The organism is Sphingobium sp. KCTC 72723 (assembly GCF_014280435.1).
In the GTDB taxonomy this organism is placed as follows: Bacteria; Pseudomonadota; Alphaproteobacteria; order Sphingomonadales; family Sphingomonadaceae; genus Sphingobium.
Genome location: NZ_CP060388.1, coordinates 4,281,709 through 4,299,855, shown reverse-complemented (window position 1 = coordinate 4,299,855; position 18,147 = coordinate 4,281,709). Strand labels below are relative to the sequence as shown.

The following is an 18,147-nucleotide window of genomic DNA, read 5'->3' as shown; positions in this document are numbered from 1 at the left end:
AAACAGGTCTGGAAATCCATGTGACGGGAGGCGTGCAGGCGGGTGATGCCGCCGCCGGAGACAAGCCATTGGCGCGCGCCTTTGAACAGGTGCCGCCAGAAACGCCGATTGCGATGCCGGTGCAGGATTTTTCCGTCGCGCCGCCTTTGGTCGTGCGCCGCCGGTTCAACATCGACCTGTGGGCGCGCCGATTGCTGGTCGTGCTGCTGGCGCTGATCCCGGCCGCGATGGCCGCGCATGAAATGCGCCGGTCGATCGGGCTGGACGGCATATCCCTGTGGGAGGGCGTCTATCTGGCGCTGTTCATTCCCCTGTTCGCGTGGATTGCCTTTGGCTTTGCGACCGCGTTGATCGGATTTCTGCTGCTGACCGTGGGCAAGGGGCGCAGCGTGACGCCGCGCGCGATGCACGCTGCAGCGCCATTGCAGGGCCGAACCGCGATATTGCTGCCGGTATGTAACGAGGATTTTCTGGGCGTGCTGGGCCGACTGTCGATCATGGAACGGTCGCTGGCGCAGGTGATGGGTGGCGAACGGTTCGAATTCTTCATCCTGTCGGATTCCAATGCGGACAGCGGCGAGACGGAAAAGCGCGCTTATCTGGAGATGCGGGGCGCCTTTTCCCGCCCGGTCTATTATCGCCGCCGCGCGCGCAATATCGGGCGCAAGCCGGGCAATATCGCCGAGTGGATCGAGCGTTTTGGCGGCGGGTACGACTATATGGTCGTGCTGGACGCAGACAGCGTGATGAGCGGGCAGACGATGGCGCGGCTGGCTTCCGATATGGAGCGGCACCCCCATGTCGGCCTGATCCAGACGGTGCCGACCGTGATGGGCGCAGCGACATTGTTCGCGCGCTGGCAGCAATTTGCCAGCCGCCTGTTCGGGCCGACTTCCGCCGCTGGTATGATATGGTGGGCGGGGTCGGAAGGGATGTTCTGGGGCCATAACGCCATCGTGCGGGTGCGCGCCTTTGCGCAGAGTTGCGGCCTGCCCGAATTGCCGGGGCGTGCGCCCTTTGGCGGACATATCATGAGCCACGACATGCTGGAGGCGGCATTGCTGCGGCGGCGCGGGTGGGACGTGCATATGGTCACCGCCGACGATAGTTTCGAAGAATTTCCGCCCGCCATGCCGGACCTGTTCACCCGCGACCGGCGCTGGTGCCAGGGCAATATCCAGCATGTGCCGCTGCTGTTCCGCATCAAGGGGCTGCATCCGGTCAGCCGGTTCCAGTTGCTGGTCGGCGCGTCGGCATACTGCACGTCGCCCGCATGGCTGGCGCTGATGCTGGTGGTGCTGGGCGGGGCTATAGCGGGGCTGTGGCCGCCGAGCGCGGTGCTGCCATCGGGCGGGCTGCTGGCAGTGACGGCGGCGTTGCTGTTCGGGCCGAAGATATTGGCGATGATCTGGGCCTTGTCCGATCCGGCGCGGCGGATCGGGTTCGGCGGGGGCGTGCGGATGACGCGCGGGGTGCTGGCCGACATTGCGCTGTCGATGCTGATGGCGCCGGTGGCGATGCTGACCCAGACGATCAACCTGTTCGGCATATTGATGGGCCGCAAGAGCAGCTGGAACGGCCAGACCCGCGACCGCGACGGCATGGGCGCGGTCGATGCGATCTGGCTGTTCAAATGGCATATCTTGCTGGGCATAGTGTTGACGGCGATGGCGGTGCAGGCCGGAGGGCTGGGCTGGATCATCCCGGTGGTCGCGGGGCTGCTGACCGCGCCTGCGCTGGCGGCGCTGACCGCGCGCAAGGATCTGGGCCGCCGGGCCGAACAAAGCGGGCTGTTCCAGGTCGCCGACCCGTGGTGGCGGACGCAAAGCTATCGCCCGCTGCGCTTTCGCTGGCCGACGGCGGAAGAACGGCGGGTGAGCGCTCTGGCGGCGAATGACGAGTGAAGTGAGACGCCGCTACTTCCCTTGCAGGGGAGGACTATCGCATATGAAACATACCGCATTTTATTGCGTCATGCTGAACTTGTTTCAGCATCCATTGTGCCACACAAGCGACTGCTCGTGACGAGAAATGGATCCTGAAACAAGTTCAGCATGACGATGACTGAAGGGGCAGTTTCAAATGCTATAGCCGCCTGCAAGGGGAGGATGAGCAGGATTTGTCGCTATTCTAATCCCAGTCGCGCAGTTTTTCGCGCAGCTTGTCGAGCGCGGCTTTCTTGATCTGGCAGACACGGGCCGCGCCGATGTCGAGCGTGTGGCCGATTTCCTCCAGATTGAGTTCCTCGACGAAATAAAGTTGCAGGACCATCGCTTCGCGCGGGGGCAGTTCGCCGATGCAGGCGGCTACTGCCTTTTTCAGCGATTCGCGTTCCAATATGTCGTCGGCGCGATCCTCCACATCGGCGAACCACATCGACTGGTCGGAATAGACTTCGTCCATGCTGGTGTGCTGGACCATTTCGGCGCTGTCGGCCAGTTCGCGATAATCGGCCGGGTCCAGCCCCATTTCGGCAGACATTTCCGCTTCCGTGGGCAGGCGGCCCAATTTCTGTTCCAGCATGTTGCGGCATTTGGCCAGTTCCTTGCGCCGCGCCATGCCCGACCGGCACAGCGTCGCCTGACGCCGCAGATGGTCGATCATCGCGCCGCGCACGCGCAATTGCGCGTAGGAGGCAAAGCCAAAGCCGCGATCCTCGAAACTGTTGGCGGCCTCGACCAGAGCGACCATGCCGATCTGGAGCAGATCCTCCACCTCTATCGCGGTCGATACGCGGCCATGGACGTGCCAGGCGATCTTGCGCACTAGCGGCATATATTGGCGGGCCAGCCGTTCCGGGCTGTTATCCCCCGGCTTGGCATAGGTATGGGCGCCGGACGTGATCTTGTTCATGTACATCGGTCAGCCTTTCCTCAAGCAACCCGTTCGCGCTGGGCCATCGGCTCATGGCGCGGTGCGGGGTCGTGGCGGGGCGTCGGGCGCTGTTCCCCGCCGACCACGGCGGCGACTTCCACGCCCTTGCCATCAGGGATTTCGAGGAAGGACAGAACCGGGGTTTCGGGCAGATGCGGCTTGAACAACCGGGCCAGCGCACGCCGGGCGACCGGCGAGGTGACGATGGCGAAGTTGCGCGCCTGACCCAGCAGCGGCCGGGCGGCCTGCACCACCGCTTCGACGATGCGGTTGGCCAGCGCGGGTTCGATGGGGTGCCGGGCATCGCCCGCCACGCGCATCGCCTGCGCCAGCATCGCTTCGAGATCGCCGTCCAGCGTGATGACGGGCAACGGCATCTTGACCGGCACCAGCCCCTGAATGATGAGCGCGCCGATCCGCTGGCGCACCGCTTCGACCAGAGCCTCGTGGCTCATGTCGGGCCGGGCGGCGTCGACCATCGCTTCGCAGATGCGGCGGAAATCCTTGAGCGCGATCCCTTCGGACAGCAATGCTCGGCACAGCGCGCTGATCTGCGTCAGGCTGAGCGTGCCGGGCGTCAGGCCATCGACCAGTTGGGGGGCGGCGTCCTTGAGATTGTCGAGCAGCTTGCGCGCTTCGTCCAGGCCGAACATTTCGGCCGCGTTCATGGCGATCAACTGGTTCAGATGCGTGGCGACGACGGTTGGCGGATCGACCACGGTATAGCCCGCGACCACCGCTTCGCTGCGCTTGGCCTGACTGATCCAGACCGCGTCGAGGCCGAAGGTCGGGTCTTTGGCCGCGCGACCGGCAACGGTGCCTTCCAGTGCGCCACTGTCGAGCGCGAGAAGGTCTTCGGGCCAGATTTCATCTTCGCCGACGACGACGCCCGCAATGGTGATGCGATATTGATTGGGTTCCAGCGCCAGATTGTCCTTCACGCGCACCATCGGCACGACAAAGCCCAGTTCCTTCGACAGTTGGCGACGGATGCCGGTGATGCGCGCCATCAGCGGCGCACCCTTGCGTTCGTCCACCAGCCCGATGAGGCCATAGCCGATTTCAAGGCCGAGCAGCGCGCCGTCCGACACGTCGTTCCATTCGATGACCGCCGGATTGACGGGCGGCGGCGCGGGGGCGGGTTCGGCGGCTTTTTTCTGGCTGGCCTTGCGCAGGTTCCAGGCGATGAGGCCCGCGACCGCTGCGGCAGGCAGGATGATGAAGTGCGGCATACCGGGCAGCAAACCCAAGATGCCCATGATGACGGCGACTGGCACCCATGCGCGGCCCGAACCGAACTGGCTGGCGACCTGACCCGACAGATCCTGCTCGCTCTTGACGCGGGTGACGATGGAGGCCGCCGCGATGGAGAGCAAAAGCGCGGGGATCTGCGCGACCAGACCGTCGCCGATGGCGAGCAGGATGTAGGTTTCGGCGGCCTGCCCCATCGACAGGCCGTGGCTGGCCACGCCCAGGATGATGCCGCCGACGATGTTGATGACCAGGATCAGGATGCCTGCGACGGCATCGCCCTTCACGAATTTGCTGGCACCGTCCATGGAGCCGTAAAAGTCCGCTTCGGTCGAGACTTCGACCCGGCGCAGCTTGGCTTCTTCGGGCGTCATCAGGCCCGCGTTCAGATCCGCGTCGATCGCCATCTGCTTGCCGGGCAAAGCGTCGAGCGTGAAGCGCGCCGACACTTCGGACACACGACCCGCGCCCTTGGTAATGACCACCAGATTGATGATCATGATGATGGCGAACACGAAGATGCCCACGACATAGTCGCCGCCGATCAGGAAATGGCCGAACGCCTCGATCACCTGGCCCGCTGCGTCCGACCCCTCATGCCCCTGCACCAGCACCACGCGGGTGGACGCGACGTTGAGCGCGAGGCGCAGCAGCGTGGCGAACAGCAGGACGGTGGGGAAGCTGGAGAAATCGAGCGGCTTGGCCGCGTTCAGCGCCACCATCAGCACCGCGAGCGAAATCATGATGTTGGTGATGAACCCGATGTCCAGCATGATCGCGGGGACCGGCACCATCATGAACATGACGACCATCAGCGTCGCGAAGGGCAAGGCGGCCCCCTTGGCCGCGCTCATCCATATCTTCGCTTTGACTTGGGTTGGAGACATGATGGGCCGTTACCTTCCGAGGGTGGCAAGCATGAGATAGGCGAGACGCGCAGTTTGCGGTTGCGGGCGGATGCCGACATCCACCTGTTCGCTCAGGCGCTGGGTTTCGATCCGCACATAGTCGGCGGGCTGAACCGTCTTTGCGCCGTCCGGCAAAGCGGCGGACGCATATTGAACGTCGCCGCCCAGGCTATCGAAGCCCTTTTGCAATTTGGACGCGAACCGATCGCGAATGTCGGTGAAGCTGCGGGCGTTGCCGGAGCGGTCGTAGAAAATCGAGCGGTTAGCGCGCGCGGCGGAGGGGAATAGGGACGCAGCGCTGGCCTGCGGTGCGCGGTCATGGACCGACAGGAATTTGGCCGCGCCGCCAACGCCCAGGAAATGGGCGAGGTAAAGGTCCACCGGCTCGGCTTCGCGGCCCAGTTTCTGTTCCAGATAGGCCTTGTTATCGGCGGCATGTTCGGCCGCCATGACAGAGGCTGTTTCGGGATGCTTGCGCAGGTCGAGTATCTGTTGGCGCAATTCCGGGTCCGCGACATAATAGCGGCCATTGCTGCCCTGGCTGATCGAATCCGATGCCCAGCCAAGCCCATATTCGCTGCCATGCTTGTCGATGACGGCCAGCCAGCTCTGGTCGATGAACTGATAGAGGCCGGTGGCGGACGATGTCGTGGCGCGGGCGGTGGGGTTAAGACTGCTCTCGATCTTCGCCTGACCCAGCAGGTAGGAAAAGTCCACGCCTGTCCGGCGGCTCGCCATCGCAATCGCGTTGGTCACGCGATTGCCGGTCGATACCCCAGTAGCCGATATGTCTGCGAAGGCGGACACTTGAACCCTATTCCCCACTAATTGCAGGGATCATTAGAGCAAGGGTTGTGCCAAGATTTGGTTAACGTCGCTTCATGAAATTACGCGACATCAACAAAAACGGCGCCAAATGGCGCCGCTTAAATCTTTTATGAAAATAAATTCAGCGGCCGTAGGTCAGCGGCGCATGTGACGATCCACGGACAGCGAGCATCGCCAGCCGTTGATTCGCATAATCGGCAAGGACGTTCACGCGCACCCGCGCGCTGTCGAGCAGCGGCAACAGGGCCGTCAGGCGCGCGACGGTGGCAGGATCGGAACGCCACGCGCCGATGCCGCGCACGGAGGCGACTGCGTGGCTGACGCGGTTGCTGGCCTGTTCGATTGCGCCGGCATCGCTGCCGTCAAGGACATCGCGCAGGCCTTCAAATGCTTCGAACAGATCATCGAGTGCAGCAAGGCCCAGCGGCATGTGTAAAACCCTTGTCAGGCGGCCGACAGGTCGAGCGCGACCATGCGTTCGGCAATGGCCGAAGGATTGACGGGATAATTGCCCGAAGCGATCGCAGCCTTGATGGCGGCGATGCGGTCCATGTCGACCGGCGCGCCTTCCGCAGCCATGCGCGCAGCGGGGCTGGCAGAGGATGCAGACGCAGCCGAACCCGTGGGGCCAGTTGCCGTGGACGCGCGCGTCTTGCCGCTTTCGCGCAGGCGGGTCGCCTCTATGGCAGCGCTGATGCTCTGGCCGACTGACTTAATCATCGCTCATATCCTTCACTCATCCCACTATGCCTATAACGGACAAGTTCAAAAATCATTAAACCCTGGAATGCGCACAAGCCCCATTTCCACGACTTTGGCAAATATGGGGGCGGATTTCTTGTCTTCCCGCACGCGGATCGTATCGCCGATGCCGCCATCTTCATCCGCGACCATGACGCGCGAGACGCTGAACACGGCGTTGCCGGCCATCAACTGCACCGGATCGCCACGCCGGACGACATTGTCCTTTGGAACGGATGGGGCGGGCGGAGCGAAACGGCTGGCCGATGCCTGACGCGGGACCGGACCGGATGCGGCGGCAGCGCCGCCCGCGACCAATGGCACGCGGATGCGCCAGCCAAGGGCGTCGCATTTGACGATCGCTGCGCCGAACACCGGGCCATCGACGCTGGGCGTCCCCGGACAGGCGGCAAGGCGCAGGCGGCGGTCGACTGGCGCGACCGGGCCGCCGGGTTCGCCGCGATTGGCGCCGACGGTCATTGCGACCAGGCTGTCGATACGATCGAGATTCTCGAACTTCTGCTGCGCCATGGCGGGCTGGGCCGCTGCCATGGCTGTAAGGGCAAGAAGGACGGTTCTGGCTCGAAACACGGTCTGTCTCCTGAAAAGACGAAAGGATCTTTGTGGAGATAAAAGCAAATAGCGTGCCAGAGTCTTTGAAAATGCGCGAAGGGCGCATTTTTGGAAGGCTGCACCGGCCCGCTCCCCCACCCGGCCACCCACAGAATATCCTGAATGGATGGCCGGGTGGGGGAGCGGGCCGGTGCGGAGGGAATGGGCGAAGGCCATTCCCAAAAAGCGTCAGGACTTGCCCGGCGCGATGCGGATCACCTGTCCCTGCCCGCCCTTGCCATCGGCCTGGTCAAGCCCACGGATCAGCAGACGGTCCTGCGCGATGCCGTCCGCCCGCAGCGCGCGAGCGACTGCGCCGAGGCGCGCGGCGGCGAGATCCCAGTCGTCGAAGCGCTGGTGCGCGCGGTCGGAGCCGTGGCTCCGTATTTCCAACCCGCCCGCTTCGCGCGCGAAATTGCGTGCGGTTTGCGTCAGGCGGATGCGGCCCTGCGTGCTGAGCAGCGCTTCGCCCGGCACGAACAGATCGGCCGCGCGCAATTCCACGCCCGGCCGCATCGCACGGCCGCCAAATTGCTGGGCGACCTGCGCCAGCATGGCGTCACGCCGCGCGCCGCTGGCCTGCAACAGCACGAAGAAAGCAAGCAGCAGCAGCAGCAGATCGGCGAAACTGATTGCCCATCGGTTGCGCCGCGCGGCCGCGAGGGAGGATGCGCTCATGCGACTTCGCGGATCGACGCCCGGCGCACCGGCGCATTTTCACGGCGCGATATGGTCAGCATCCGCGCGACGACTTCCTGTTGCCAGGCCAGTTCGCGTTCGGACAGGTCAGCAAGGCGCGCGGCAACCGGCGCGGCAATCATGTTGGCGATGACCACGCCGTAAAAGGTAGTGAGCAGCGCCAGCGCCATAGCCGGGCCAAGCGCGGCGGGATCATCCATCGCCGCGAACATGCCGACAAGGCCAATGATCGTCCCGGCCATGCCCAGCGCTGGCGCCGCATCGGCGATGGACAGCCACGCCTTATGCACCGCGCCATGCCGTTGCGCGCGGTCGGCCAGCGTCTGGCTCGCCCATAGCTGGAACAGGTCGCTGCGTTCGCTGTTCGCCAGTTTGCGCGCGGCGTCGGTCAGGAAGGGATTGGCGGTCTTGACCCGGTCGGTGCAGGACAGGCCACGCAATTGCGCGACCTGGTCGATCTTGAGCATCGCGGCGCGGGCGGCATCCCGATCCCGCGCGGGATCGGCCGTCACCAGCGGCTTCAACGCCACCAGCGCCCGACCCAGCGCCGCCGCGCCATTTTGAAAACAGGCGACCAGAAAGACGCCGCCCAGCATCGCCAGCAGCGTCAGCGGATCGAACAAATGGCCTATAATGGTGATCACGCGCTGTTGGTCCCCGCTGCTTCGCCAACCGGCGGCAAAGCACTGCCGCCGACCGGCAATTTCTTGCCGTCCTTGCCGCCTGTACCCGCAAAAGCCCCGTATTCCGGGGATTTTCGCCTTGCCGTTGCGTCACCCACGCAAATTGGCACGGCTCTTGCGGATGTCAGGCTGGATCGCCCGTATCGAACGCCATCAGGCAACAGAACGGCAGCGGTCGACCAACTTTTAGGCCTGATGAAGGGCAAAGTGCATGTCGGTGGAAGAAAGTCTGTTCGGGATACATGGAAAGGCGCTGGCGCTTCGCTCGCAACGCCTGTCCCTGCTCGCGTCCAACATCGCCAACGCATCCACCCCCGGATACAAGGCCCGCGACATCGATTTCGATGCCGCGCTGAAAACCGCCACCACGCAGGCGAACAGCGGTTCGGCCGCCGACATGTCGAAGGCGGTGGACGATGCCATGGGCTATCGCGTGCCGCTTCAGCCCAGTCTGGACGGCAACACCGTCGAACTGTCCACCGAACAGACGCTGTTTGCCGAAAATGCGGTCAAATATCGCACGACCCTCTCTTTCCTTGAGGGCCGCATCAACACCATCAACCGCGCGCTGAAGGGAGAATGAGCATGAGTGGCTCTGGCCCCATGAATGTGTTCGATATTGCCGGCCGCGCCATGAGTGCGCAGCTGGTGCGTCTGAACGCCACGGCTTCGAACATGGCGAACGCCGGCAACGTCACCGGCAGCGCGGCGGAAGCCTATCGCGCGATCAAGCCGGTGTTCACGTCCGTCACCGACAGCCCCGGCGTGTCGACGGTCAAGGTGTCGAACGTCGTCACCACCGATGCGCAGCCCACCAAGCGGCATGACCCCAATCATCCGTTGGCCGATGCCAATGGCGATGTGTGGGAAGCCGCCGTCGATAGCAATGCCGAGATGATCGACATGATCGAGACGGCGCGCATGTACCAGAACAATGTGCAGGTGCTGAACACCGCCAAATCCCTGATGCTCGAAACCATAAGGATCGGCAAATGAGCGCGATTTCCACATCCACGGACGCCGCCGGGCTGTCGGTCTATAACGCGACGTCGACCGTCGGCACGGGCAAGTCGGAAATGGGCCAGGCCGATTTCCTGCGCCTGCTGACCGCACAGATGCAGACGCAGGATCCGTTCGCGCCGGTCGATAACGCCGAAATGGTGTCGCAGATGGCGACCATCACCAATTCGAGCGGCATCGCCGAAATGAATGCCAATCTGACGTCGATCAAGGAACAGCTGACCGGCAGCCGCCTGGGCGACGCGGCCAGCTGGATCGGCAAGTCGATGCTGGTGCAGAGCAATATCGCCGCGCCCGACGCGACCGGCATGTATGCGGGCCAGATCACCCTGCCCGCCGCCGTCGATGGTGCCAGCGTCGACCTGGTCGATGCCAGCGGCAATGTCGTCAAGTCGATCGACCTGGGTTCGCAGCAGGCGGGCGATGTCACCTTTTACTGGGATGGCAAGAATGACGCGGGCGACACCGTCGCCACATCCACGCTTCAGGTGAAGGTCAACGGGGCCAGCCCCAGCAAGGTCGCGACCTGGGCCACGATCGCAGCGGTGCAATCGCCTGCGGACGGATCCTCCTCCAAACTCATCACCGCATTGGGCAGCTATAGCCCGTCGGATGCCCTCAGCCTGATGTAATCCTTTCTTTTTCCTACCCTTCCTTCTCACCCAAAGGAGCAACGCCATGTCCTTCTACACTTCGCTTTCCGGCCTCAAGGCTTCGCAGGCCGACCTGTCGGCGATCGCCAACAACGTCGCCAACGTCAATTCGACCGCGTTCAAGAAGAGCAAGGCGCAGTTTGGCGACATGTTCGCCGCCGCGCCGATGCAGACCACCAACCAGATTGCCGGGCAAGGCGTGCGCACTCAGGGCATTACCCAGCAGTTCACGCAAGGCACGGTCGAAACCACCGACAAGACGCTGGACCTGGCCATCACCGGCGAAGGCTATTTCACGGTCGAAGCGCCCGATGGCACGATTAGCTACACCCGCAACGGCGCGTTCGCCGTCGATGACGACCGCTATGCCGTCGACACGACCGGATCGCGGATTCAGGTATGGCCGGTCGATGCCGCCACCGGCACGCTGACCACCACGCCGACCACGACCAGCACCCCGGCCGATCTGACCGACCTTCAGATCCCGACCACCTATCTGGGCGTTGCAGGCGGCGCGCAGCTGACCAGCGTGGGCGTGGCCAAGGACGGTCTGGTATCGGCCATCTATGCTGATGGCAGCACCGCCTATCTGGGCAAGGTCGCCATGGCTTCGTTCAACAGCCAGGAAGGTTTGCGCCAGGAAGGCGACGCACACTGGACCTCCACCGTGGCAAGCGGCACGCCGATCCTTGGCACCGCCAACACCGGCATGTTCGGCGCGGTCAACAGCGGGTCGCTGGAACGGTCGAACGTCGACATTACCGAAGAACTGGTGGCGCTGATTTCCGCGCAGCGCAATTTCCAAGCGAACAGCAAGGCGATCGAGGCAGCAAACACGCTGACCACCACCATCGTCAACCTGCGCTCATAATATGTGATCCGCACCGGCCCCTGCCCGCATCGCCGGGCGCGGGCCGGTGCGGCTTTCCAACTGTCAGGATCACCCCATGGACCGGCTCGTCAACACGGCACTTACGGCAATGCGCGGCGCGATGGCGCGGCAGGCGTCGATCGCGAACAACCTCGCCAACGCCAACACCGTCGGCTTTCGCGCGGAAATCGCCAATGCCGAGACGCGCTGGATCAAGGGTGACGAATTCAATACGCGGGCGCAGGCGTCCGAACAGGTGATCGCCGCCGATATGGCGCAGGGCGCCGTTACCACCACCGGCAATGCGCTGGACGTGGCGATGAACGGCGACGCGCTGCTGTCTGTACAGGGGACCGATGGCGGCGAAGCCTATACAAGGCGCGGCGACCTGAAAGTCAGCGATAGCGGGCTTTTGACCACCGGCGACGGCCTGCCCGTGCTGGGCGAAGGCGGGCCTATCACCCTGCCCCAGCTGGACAGCCTGTCGATTGCGCAGGATGGCAGCATATGGGGCGTGCCGCAGGGCGGTGATCCGGCCAACCCGCAACTGATCGACCGGCTCAAGCTGGTCAGTCCGGTCGGATCGGGCATCGCCAAAGGCACTGACGGCCTGTTCCGCGAAGTCAATGGCGGCGCATTGCCGCAGGATCCGATCGCGACCGTCACGTCGGGTTCGGTCGAAGGATCGAACGTCAACGCCACCGCCGCGCTGGTTCAGATGATCGAGGCGAGCCGCGCGTTCGAAACGCAGGTCAAGCTGATCGACACCGCCAAGCAGCTGGATGACGGCGGCGCATCCTTGATGCGGCTGGATAGCTAAACTGGCACGAACCTTGCTTTTGATTGAGGCAACAGGCGTCCTTCAACAGCGACGCTGCACGGAGATGAGACGATGAGCAACGCCGCCCTTCATGTCGCCCGCACCGGCCTCGACGCGCAGAACACGAAGATGCGCGTGATCGCCAACAATCTGGCGAACGTCAACACGACGGGGTTCAAGAAGGACCGCGCCGATTTCGAAACACTCGCCTATCAGCAGATGATTGCGGCGGGGGCCAATTCGGACAGCGAAAACAAGTTCGCCACTGGCCTGAACCTTGGCTCCGGCGTCTCGCTTCAAGGCACCAGCAAGATCAACACGCAAGGCACCCTGTCCCAGACCAGCAATGTGCTGGACATGGCAGTCGAGGGTTCGGGCTATTTCCAGGTGCAGCAGCCCGACGGGTCCATCGCCTATACCCGCGCGGGCAATTTCAGCACTACCGCCGAAGGAACGGTCGTCACCAGTGACGGCCTGCCGCTGATCCCGCAGATCACCGTGCCGCAGGGGGCGACATCCGTCACCATCGGCAATGACGGGACCGTATCGGCCACATTGCAGGGGACGAGCGAACCGACCCAGCTGGGACAGATCGAACTGGCCAGTTTCATGAACCCGTCGGGCCTGCAATCGACCGGGGGCAACCTGCTGGTCGAAACCGCCGCCAGCGGTGCGCCGCAGGTCGGCGTCGCGGGCCTGGAAGGGCGCGGCGCGATCCGTTCGGGCTATCTGGAAACGTCGAACGTCAACATCGTCGAGGAACTGGTCGACATGATCGAGACGCAGCGCGCCTATGAGGTCAACAGCAAGATGATCAAGGCGACCGACGAGATGCTGCAATATGTAAACCAGAATATGTGATCGGACTGATGCGCATCACCCTTGCCACCCTGATCGGCGTCACGCTGGTCGCTTTTGCTGCCTCCCCCGCCATTGCGGGCAAGAAGCGCGAGGCCGAACGCGCGCTTTATGCGCCGACGCTCGTCGCGCCGGCACCCGCACCGCCCGCCGCCAACGGATCCATCTTTCAGGCGTCGGTCGGCTATACCCCGCTGACCAGCGGCGCGCGCGCCACCACCGTGGGCGACATCATCACCATCATATTGGTCGAACGGACGCAGGCGACCAAGAGCAACAGCGCCGACACCAGCCGCAATGGCAATGTCGGCCTGACCCCGCCGTCCACTGGTGTGTTGTCCAAGCTGTTTTCCGCCAGCGATGTCGCCATGGGCGGCCAGAACCAGTTTACCGGGCAAGGCGGCGCGACGCAGTCCAACGCCCTGTCGGGCGAGATCACCGTGACGATCGCGGCAGTCTATCCCAACGGCACAATGCTGGTGAAGGGCGAAAAGGCGCTGACACTCAATCGCGGTGACGAGTTCATCCAGATCAGCGGCCTTGTCCGCCAGGCCGACATCAGCCCGGACAACCGCATCGCATCGACCCGCGTGGCCGATGCCAGGATCATCTATACCGGCAAGGGCGAAATCGCCCGCGCCAGCAAGCAAGGCTGGTTGCAGAACTTCTTCTCGATGATCAGCCCCTTCTGATGGAGCGTCCCTTCGCCATGATCCGCCTGCTGCGCTTTCTTCTGCCGCTCCTCACGCTGATCGCTACCCCGGCCCATGCCGAACGGGTCAAGGATCTTGGCACTTTTCAGGGCGTCCGCCCCAACCAATTGACCGGCTATGGCATTGTGGTGGGTCTGGCCGGGACGGGTGACGACAGCCTGCAATATGCAACTGAGGGCATGAAGGGCGTTGTTTCGCGCTTTGGCCTGACGCTGCCGCAGGGGATCAATCCTGCGCTCAAGAACGCGGCTGCCGTGCTGGTGACCGCCGATCTGCCCGCCTTTGCCAAGCCCGGCCAGCGGCTCGACATTACCGTGTCGGCGCTGGGCAAGGCCAAGTCGTTGCGGGGCGGCACGCTGATCCTAACGCCCCTGCGCGGCGCGGACAATGAAATCTATGCCATGTCGCAAGGTAATCTGGCCGTCGGTGGCCTGGGCGTATCAGGCGCGGATGGCAGCCAGGTTTCGGTCAATATTCCCTCTGCCGGGCGCATCCCCGGCGGCGCGACCGTGGAACGGGCCGTCGCCACCGGGTTCGACACCGCGCCCACGCTGACGTTCAACCTGGCCGAAGCGGACCTGACGACTGCCCTGCGCGTCGCAGACGGCATCAACCGCGCCTTTGGCGACCGCCGCGCCCGCGCGATGGACGCCGTGTCGGTCACGATCGACGCCATTCCGGGGGCGGAGGACCGCATCCTGATGATGGGCATGATCGAGAATATCGAGATTTCGCCTGCCGAAGCGCCGGCCAAGGTGATCGTCAACGCGCGCACCGGCACCGTCGTCATCAACGGCGCGGTGCGCATTCACCCCGCCGCCGTCGCCCATGGCAAGCTGACCGTCAGTGTCAACGAAAGCCCGCGCGTGGTGCAGCCTGCACCATTCAGCCGGGGCGAGACTGCCATCGAGCAATCGAGCAGCATCAGCATCGACCAGGAAAAGAAACCTATGGTTAATTTTAAAGGTGGGGCGTCGCTGGCCGATATAGTCAAGGCGGTCAATGCGATTGGGGCTTCCCCGGCGGATATGGTCGCGATCCTCGAAGCCTTGAAACAGGCAGGCGCGATGAAAGCGGAGTTGGTGGTGCTGTGATGCAGGTAGGAACGACATCCCCCGCGACAGCGCCGTCAGGGGCCGCCGCATCGAGCGCCGCAGGAAACAGGGCCAGCCTGCAAAAAGCAGCGCAGCAGTTCGAGGCGATATTCCTGCGCCAGATGATCGGCGCGATGCGATCGGCCAATCTGGCCGAAGGGATCAGCGATTCCAGTGCGACCGAACAATTTCAGTCGATGGCCGATTCGCGCACCGCAGACGCGCTGGCGGGCAGCAATTCCATGGGCATCGCCCAGTTGCTGATGCGGCAATTTGGCGAACGGGTTGCGCCTGACGCACCGACCACGGCCAACGCGCCATGAGCGACCTGTTCATCATCGGTGCGTCCGGCACCCGCGCCTATCGCACCGCCATGGCCGCGATCGGCGAAAATATCGCCAATGCCAGCACCGATGGCTATGCCCGCCGTTCCGTAACCACGGCGGAATCGGGCGCATCGACCGCGACCATGGCCACTTACACCACGCGCGCCAATTTCGGCGGGACGCAGGTGATGAGCGTCAACCGCGCCACCGACCCCTATCTGGACGCCAGCGTGCGCATGACCGGCATGGCGCTGGGCAGTTCCAACGCGCGCCTGCGCTGGCTGAGCGACACCGAAACCGCGCTTAACGACACCAATATCGGCATCGGCACATTGATGACCGGCATGTTCCAGAATATGGAAAAGCTGGCCGCCAACCCGACCGACAAGTCGCTGCGCGTCACTACGCTGGACAGTATCAGCCGCGTGACCGAAGCATTCAACCAGACCGCCGCCGATCTGGATACCGTGGCGTCGGGCATTGCCACCGAAGCGGGCGCGGCCGTCGATACCGTCAACCAGGCGCTCAACGCGCTGGCCGACATCAATAACAGCCTGTTGCGCGCGCAACCCGGCACGTCGGCCTACGCCCAACTGCTCGACAGCCGCGATTCGGCGCTGGGCGAGCTGACCGAAAATCTGAATGTCGACATCAGCTTCGGCGCGCATGACAGCGCGCAAATCAGCTATAATGGTCAGGTGCTGGTGCAGGGCAATGTCGCGTCCAACCTGTCCGTCGCGACCAACAGCGACGGCACGCTGGCCCTGTCGCTGACCGATGGCACCGCCCTTTCCACCCCGGCCAACGGGGCGCTGGGCGGGTTGTTTTCCGCCGCCAGCACCGTGGCGCAACGCCATGACAGCCTCGACACGCTGGCCGAAAATTTCGTAACTTCCATGAACGACTGGCACGCGCAGGGTTTGACCGACGCGAACGCAGCGGGTGGCGCGCTGCTGTCCTATGGCGGCAGCGCCGCGACCATCGCCGCGCTGATAACCGATCCCGCCGCACTGGCGCTCAAATCGGCCGACGGCACGCTCAACGGCAATTTGCTGACCGTCAACAGCACGCTGCGCGGCAGCGGCAGCGTGGAACAGAATTGGACATCGCTGATCGCGACTCACGCCAATCTGCTGGCATCGACCAAGGCGGAAAATGTCACCGCGCTGGGCCGCAGCGATCAGGCCGTGGCCGCGCGCGAAGCCGTCAGCGGCGTCGACCTCGACATGGAGGCCGCCGACCTGCTGCGCATCCAGCAAGCCTATTCGGCCTCCGCCAAAATATTGCAGGTCGCAAAAGAAACCGTCGATTCCATCCTTCAGATCATCTGAACGGGAAAGGGCTGAGCCATGGTAGGCATTACGAACAAGATCATGCTCGCCGAAATCCGTCGGCAACAGCAATTGTCGCAGAGCATCGTCGATGGTCAGACCGCGATCTCCACCGGGGTCACGCTCAACAAACCGTCCGACGATGCGCTGGCATGGGTGCAGGTATCGGACCTGGGCCGGGCGCAGGCGCAACAGGCCGCATGGCAAAGCAATGTCAGCTATGGCACGTCGCGCGCGGTCACGGCCGAAGCCAATCTGGCGGAAGTCACCAACCTGTTGACCCGCACCCAGGAACTGGTGACGTCGGCACGCAACGGGTCGCTGAACGGCACCGGCCAGACCGCGATCGCCGAAGAATTGTCGACCATCCGCGCGACCATCAACGAATTGCTGAACCAGAAGGATTTTCAGGGGACGCCGGTATTCGACGATGGCCAGAGCGTGCTGGTGCCGGTCAGCCGGGGGCTGAACCTGGCGGTCGTGGGGACGCGGCAGGACGTGTCCGAAGGGATCGACGTGGATGGCACGCCGATGTCGATCGACGCCATATTGGCGCAGGCGATCAGCGCAGTGCAAAGCGGCGACGACGCCAGCATCGCGACGGCGCTGGGCAGCGTTAAAACGGGGCAGAACCACATCGTCGTGCAACAGACCCGCCAGGGCGTGCGCAGCGACAGGCTGGACGTCATCGGCACGCGGTTGACCGACGTGGACCTCGACCTGACCGAACGGCGTGCGTCTCTGGAATCGACGGACCTGACCGAAGTGATATCGAATGTGAAGGCGCAGCTGTTGCAGCTGGAAGCCGCGCAATCGGCCTTTGCCCGGATCAACCAGCAGACGCTGTTCGACCTCATCAGCTGACCCACGGCAAGGGAGTGCGCGCAAAAAGCCGCGTCATCCTAAACCGGACGCTAACCATTCCGTATTAATGACAGGACAGGCACCGTGCGCGGTGCCGGTGGAGCCGCCGGCTCCAGACGTTTTACTTGGGGATTTCCATGTTCGCAGCCATTGGCCTTGTCATCCTGATCGTCATGGTATTTGGCGGATTCGCCTTTACCGGCGGCGATCTTGGCCCCGTGCTGCACGCTTTGCCCCACGAAATGCTGATCATCGGCGGCGCGGCCGTAGGCGCGCTCGTCATCGGCAACAGCGGTTCCGACCTCAAGGCGCTGGGCGGCGGCTTCGCCAAAGTGTTCAAGGGCGCACAATATAAGAAGCAGGACTTTCTGGACTGCATCTTTCTGGTGTCGAAACTGATGAAGACGTTGCGAGTCGAAGGGCCAGTGGCATTGGAACCCCATATCGAGGATCCGGCCAGTTCGACCATCTTTACCGAATATCCCAAGCTGATGAAGGACAAGACGCTGATCCACCTGATCAGCGATACGCTGCGTCTGGTTGTCGTGTCGTCCGGCACGCTGGACCCGCACGCGGTGGAGGAGGTGATGGACAACAGCCTCAAGACCCATCACCACGAAGCGATCAAGCCTGCCGACAATCTGCAAGGACTGGCCGACGCGCTGCCCGCGCTCGGCATCGTCGCGGCGGTTCTGGGCGTGGTCAAGACCATGGGGTCGATCGACCAGCCGCCAGCCGTGCTGGGTGCGATGATCGGCTCCGCACTGGTCGGCACCTTCCTTGGCATTCTGCTGGCCTATGGCATGGTCAACCCCTTCGCCACCCGGTGCCGCAGCGTGATCGAGGCGGACGGCGCAATCTATCATGTCGTCAAGCAGATCATCATCGCATCGCTCCACGGCCACCCGCAGCCGCTGGTGATCGAAGCCGCGCGGTCCGGCCTGATCCATGCCAACCAGCCCGCCTTCGCCGAAGTGTTCGACGGTATGCGGGGCAAATAA

At 63.7% G+C, this 18,147-nt stretch carries 21 protein-coding genes; 13 read left to right on the top strand and 8 right to left on the bottom strand.

All coding sequences use genetic code 11. The annotated features are described in order from the left end of the window. Window positions 1–20 precede the first annotated feature (20 nt). Window positions 21–1,904, top strand: coding sequence for a glucans biosynthesis glucosyltransferase MdoH (gene mdoH, locus SPBM01_RS20950; RefSeq protein WP_410483017.1), 1,884 nt, complete (start codon window positions 21–23; stop codon window positions 1,902–1,904). Between the two features lie 226 nt (window positions 1,905–2,130). Here mdoH and SPBM01_RS20945 read toward each other — a convergent pair whose 3' ends face one another. The 8 genes from SPBM01_RS20945 to SPBM01_RS20910 all read right to left on the bottom strand — a co-directional run bounded on the left by SPBM01_RS20945 (window position 2,131) and on the right by SPBM01_RS20910 (window position 8,557). Next, on the bottom strand, window positions 2,131–2,859 hold the full coding sequence (locus tag SPBM01_RS20945) for a sigma-70 family RNA polymerase sigma factor (protein WP_188063364.1): 729 nt from the start codon (window positions 2,857–2,859) through the stop codon (window positions 2,131–2,133). 14 nt (window positions 2,860–2,873) lie between these two features. After that, complete coding sequence (gene flhA, locus SPBM01_RS20940) at window positions 2,874–5,012, bottom strand: flagellar biosynthesis protein FlhA (RefSeq protein ID WP_188063363.1); 2,139 nt, start codon at window positions 5,010–5,012, stop codon at window positions 2,874–2,876. A gap of 9 nt (window positions 5,013–5,021) precedes the next feature. Next, a complete protein-coding gene (locus tag SPBM01_RS20935) occupies window positions 5,022–5,840 on the bottom strand; it encodes a lytic transglycosylase domain-containing protein (protein WP_188063362.1) in 819 nt (272 codons plus the stop codon). A 142-nt stretch (window positions 5,841–5,982) separates the two neighbouring features. Then, window positions 5,983–6,291 (bottom strand): hypothetical protein, encoded by a 309-nt coding sequence (locus SPBM01_RS20930; RefSeq protein WP_188063361.1) that lies wholly within the window; start codon window positions 6,289–6,291, stop codon window positions 5,983–5,985. 14 nt (window positions 6,292–6,305) lie between these two features. Then, the gene (flgM, locus tag SPBM01_RS20925; protein ID WP_188063360.1) at window positions 6,306–6,581 is read right to left on the bottom strand and encodes a flagellar biosynthesis anti-sigma factor FlgM; all 276 of its coding nucleotides are present in this window, start codon (window positions 6,579–6,581) and stop codon (window positions 6,306–6,308) included. Window positions 6,582–6,626: 45 nt separating this feature from the next. After that, entirely contained in the window at window positions 6,627–7,154 is a 528-nt protein-coding gene (locus tag SPBM01_RS20920; RefSeq protein ID WP_188065873.1) for a flagella basal body P-ring formation protein FlgA, read from the bottom strand. Between the two features lie 249 nt (window positions 7,155–7,403). Further along, window positions 7,404–7,892, bottom strand: a complete 489-nt coding sequence (locus SPBM01_RS20915) for a flagellar motor protein MotB (RefSeq protein WP_188063359.1) — start codon at window positions 7,890–7,892, stop codon at window positions 7,404–7,406. Continuing rightward, window positions 7,889–8,557 carry a MotA/TolQ/ExbB proton channel family protein gene (locus SPBM01_RS20910; RefSeq protein WP_188063358.1) on the bottom strand — a complete coding sequence of 223 codons (669 nt, stop codon included), beginning with the start codon at window positions 8,555–8,557 and terminating at the stop codon, window positions 7,889–7,891. Before SPBM01_RS20910 ends, SPBM01_RS20915 begins: the two co-directional genes overlap by 4 nt. 250 nt (window positions 8,558–8,807) lie before the next feature. On the opposite strand from SPBM01_RS20910, the gene flgB reads away from it, so the two are divergent. The 12 genes from flgB (at window position 8,808) to motA (ending at window position 18,147) form a co-directional block, all read left to right on the top strand. Next, entirely contained in the window at window positions 8,808–9,179 is a 372-nt protein-coding gene (gene flgB / locus SPBM01_RS20905) for a flagellar basal body rod protein FlgB (protein ID WP_188063357.1), read from the top strand. 2 nt (window positions 9,180–9,181) lie between these two features. After that, window positions 9,182–9,592 carry a flagellar basal body rod protein FlgC gene (flgC, locus tag SPBM01_RS20900; RefSeq protein ID WP_188063356.1) on the top strand — a complete coding sequence of 137 codons (411 nt, stop codon included), beginning with the start codon at window positions 9,182–9,184 and terminating at the stop codon, window positions 9,590–9,592. Continuing rightward, a complete protein-coding gene (locus tag SPBM01_RS20895; RefSeq protein WP_188063355.1) occupies window positions 9,589–10,248 on the top strand; it encodes a flagellar hook assembly protein FlgD in 660 nt (219 codons plus the stop codon). Before flgC ends, SPBM01_RS20895 begins: the two co-directional genes overlap by 4 nt. Window positions 10,249–10,294: 46 nt before the next feature. Further along, window positions 10,295–11,140 (top strand): flagellar hook-basal body complex protein, encoded by an 846-nt coding sequence (locus SPBM01_RS20890; protein ID WP_188063354.1) that lies wholly within the window; start codon window positions 10,295–10,297, stop codon window positions 11,138–11,140. Between the two features lie 76 nt (window positions 11,141–11,216). Continuing rightward, window positions 11,217–11,960, top strand: coding sequence for a flagellar basal body rod protein FlgF (locus tag SPBM01_RS20885; RefSeq protein WP_188063353.1), 744 nt, complete (start codon window positions 11,217–11,219; stop codon window positions 11,958–11,960). A 72-nt stretch (window positions 11,961–12,032) separates the two neighbouring features. Beyond that, entirely contained in the window at window positions 12,033–12,821 is a 789-nt protein-coding gene (gene flgG, locus SPBM01_RS20880) for a flagellar basal-body rod protein FlgG (protein ID WP_188063352.1), read from the top strand. Between the two features lie 8 nt (window positions 12,822–12,829). Next, entirely contained in the window at window positions 12,830–13,510 is a 681-nt protein-coding gene (locus tag SPBM01_RS20875; protein WP_188063351.1) for a flagellar basal body L-ring protein FlgH, read from the top strand. Beyond that, entirely contained in the window at window positions 13,510–14,625 is a 1,116-nt protein-coding gene (locus SPBM01_RS20870) for a flagellar basal body P-ring protein FlgI (RefSeq protein WP_188063350.1), read from the top strand. Before SPBM01_RS20875 ends, SPBM01_RS20870 begins: the two co-directional genes overlap by 1 nt. Further along, entirely contained in the window at window positions 14,625–14,948 is a 324-nt protein-coding gene (locus SPBM01_RS20865) for a rod-binding protein (protein WP_188065872.1), read from the top strand. The genes SPBM01_RS20870 and SPBM01_RS20865 overlap by 1 nt, the downstream gene beginning before the upstream one ends. Beyond that, a complete protein-coding gene (gene flgK, locus SPBM01_RS20860) occupies window positions 14,945–16,282 on the top strand; it encodes a flagellar hook-associated protein FlgK (protein WP_188063349.1) in 1,338 nt (445 codons plus the stop codon). Before SPBM01_RS20865 ends, flgK begins: the two co-directional genes overlap by 4 nt. 18 nt (window positions 16,283–16,300) lie before the next feature. Then, entirely contained in the window at window positions 16,301–17,146 is an 846-nt protein-coding gene (locus SPBM01_RS20855; protein ID WP_188063348.1) for a flagellin, read from the top strand. A gap of 137 nt (window positions 17,147–17,283) precedes the next feature. After that, on the top strand, window positions 17,284–18,147 hold the full coding sequence (motA, locus tag SPBM01_RS20850) for a flagellar motor stator protein MotA (RefSeq protein ID WP_188063347.1): 864 nt from the start codon (window positions 17,284–17,286) through the stop codon (window positions 18,145–18,147).

Bases quoted from the DNA above. Each gene is read 5' to 3' on its own strand.
- SPBM01_RS20870 (WP_188063350.1), top strand. From the start codon at position 13,510: ATGGAGCGTCCCTTCGCCATGATCCGCCTGCTGCGCTTTCTTCTGCCG.
- flgK (WP_188063349.1), top strand. From the start codon at position 14,945: ATGAGCGACCTGTTCATCATCGGTGCGTCCGGCACCCGCGCCTATCGC.
- SPBM01_RS20885 (WP_188063353.1), top strand. From the start codon at position 11,217: ATGGACCGGCTCGTCAACACGGCACTTACGGCAATGCGCGGCGCGATG.
- SPBM01_RS20865 (WP_188065872.1), top strand. From the start codon at position 14,625: ATGCAGGTAGGAACGACATCCCCCGCGACAGCGCCGTCAGGGGCCGCC.
- SPBM01_RS20920 (WP_188065873.1), bottom strand. From the start codon at position 7,154: ATGGCAGCGGCCCAGCCCGCCATGGCGCAGCAGAAGTTCGAGAATCTC.
- SPBM01_RS20895 (WP_188063355.1), top strand. From the start codon at position 9,589: ATGAGCGCGATTTCCACATCCACGGACGCCGCCGGGCTGTCGGTCTAT.
- SPBM01_RS20890 (WP_188063354.1), top strand. From the start codon at position 10,295: ATGTCCTTCTACACTTCGCTTTCCGGCCTCAAGGCTTCGCAGGCCGAC.
- SPBM01_RS20855 (WP_188063348.1), top strand. From the start codon at position 16,301: ATGGTAGGCATTACGAACAAGATCATGCTCGCCGAAATCCGTCGGCAA.
- SPBM01_RS20875 (WP_188063351.1), top strand. From the start codon at position 12,830: ATGCGCATCACCCTTGCCACCCTGATCGGCGTCACGCTGGTCGCTTTT.
- flhA (WP_188063363.1), bottom strand. From the start codon at position 5,012: ATGTCTCCAACCCAAGTCAAAGCGAAGATATGGATGAGCGCGGCCAAG.
- SPBM01_RS20915 (WP_188063359.1), bottom strand. From the start codon at position 7,892: ATGAGCGCATCCTCCCTCGCGGCCGCGCGGCGCAACCGATGGGCAATC.
- flgB (WP_188063357.1), top strand. From the start codon at position 8,808: ATGTCGGTGGAAGAAAGTCTGTTCGGGATACATGGAAAGGCGCTGGCG.
- flgG (WP_188063352.1), top strand. From the start codon at position 12,033: ATGAGCAACGCCGCCCTTCATGTCGCCCGCACCGGCCTCGACGCGCAG.
- flgM (WP_188063360.1), bottom strand. From the start codon at position 6,581: ATGATTAAGTCAGTCGGCCAGAGCATCAGCGCTGCCATAGAGGCGACC.
- SPBM01_RS20945 (WP_188063364.1), bottom strand. From the start codon at position 2,859: ATGTACATGAACAAGATCACGTCCGGCGCCCATACCTATGCCAAGCCG.
- motA (WP_188063347.1), top strand. From the start codon at position 17,284: ATGTTCGCAGCCATTGGCCTTGTCATCCTGATCGTCATGGTATTTGGC.
- flgC (WP_188063356.1), top strand. From the start codon at position 9,182: ATGAGTGGCTCTGGCCCCATGAATGTGTTCGATATTGCCGGCCGCGCC.
- SPBM01_RS20930 (WP_188063361.1), bottom strand. From the start codon at position 6,291: ATGCCGCTGGGCCTTGCTGCACTCGATGATCTGTTCGAAGCATTTGAA.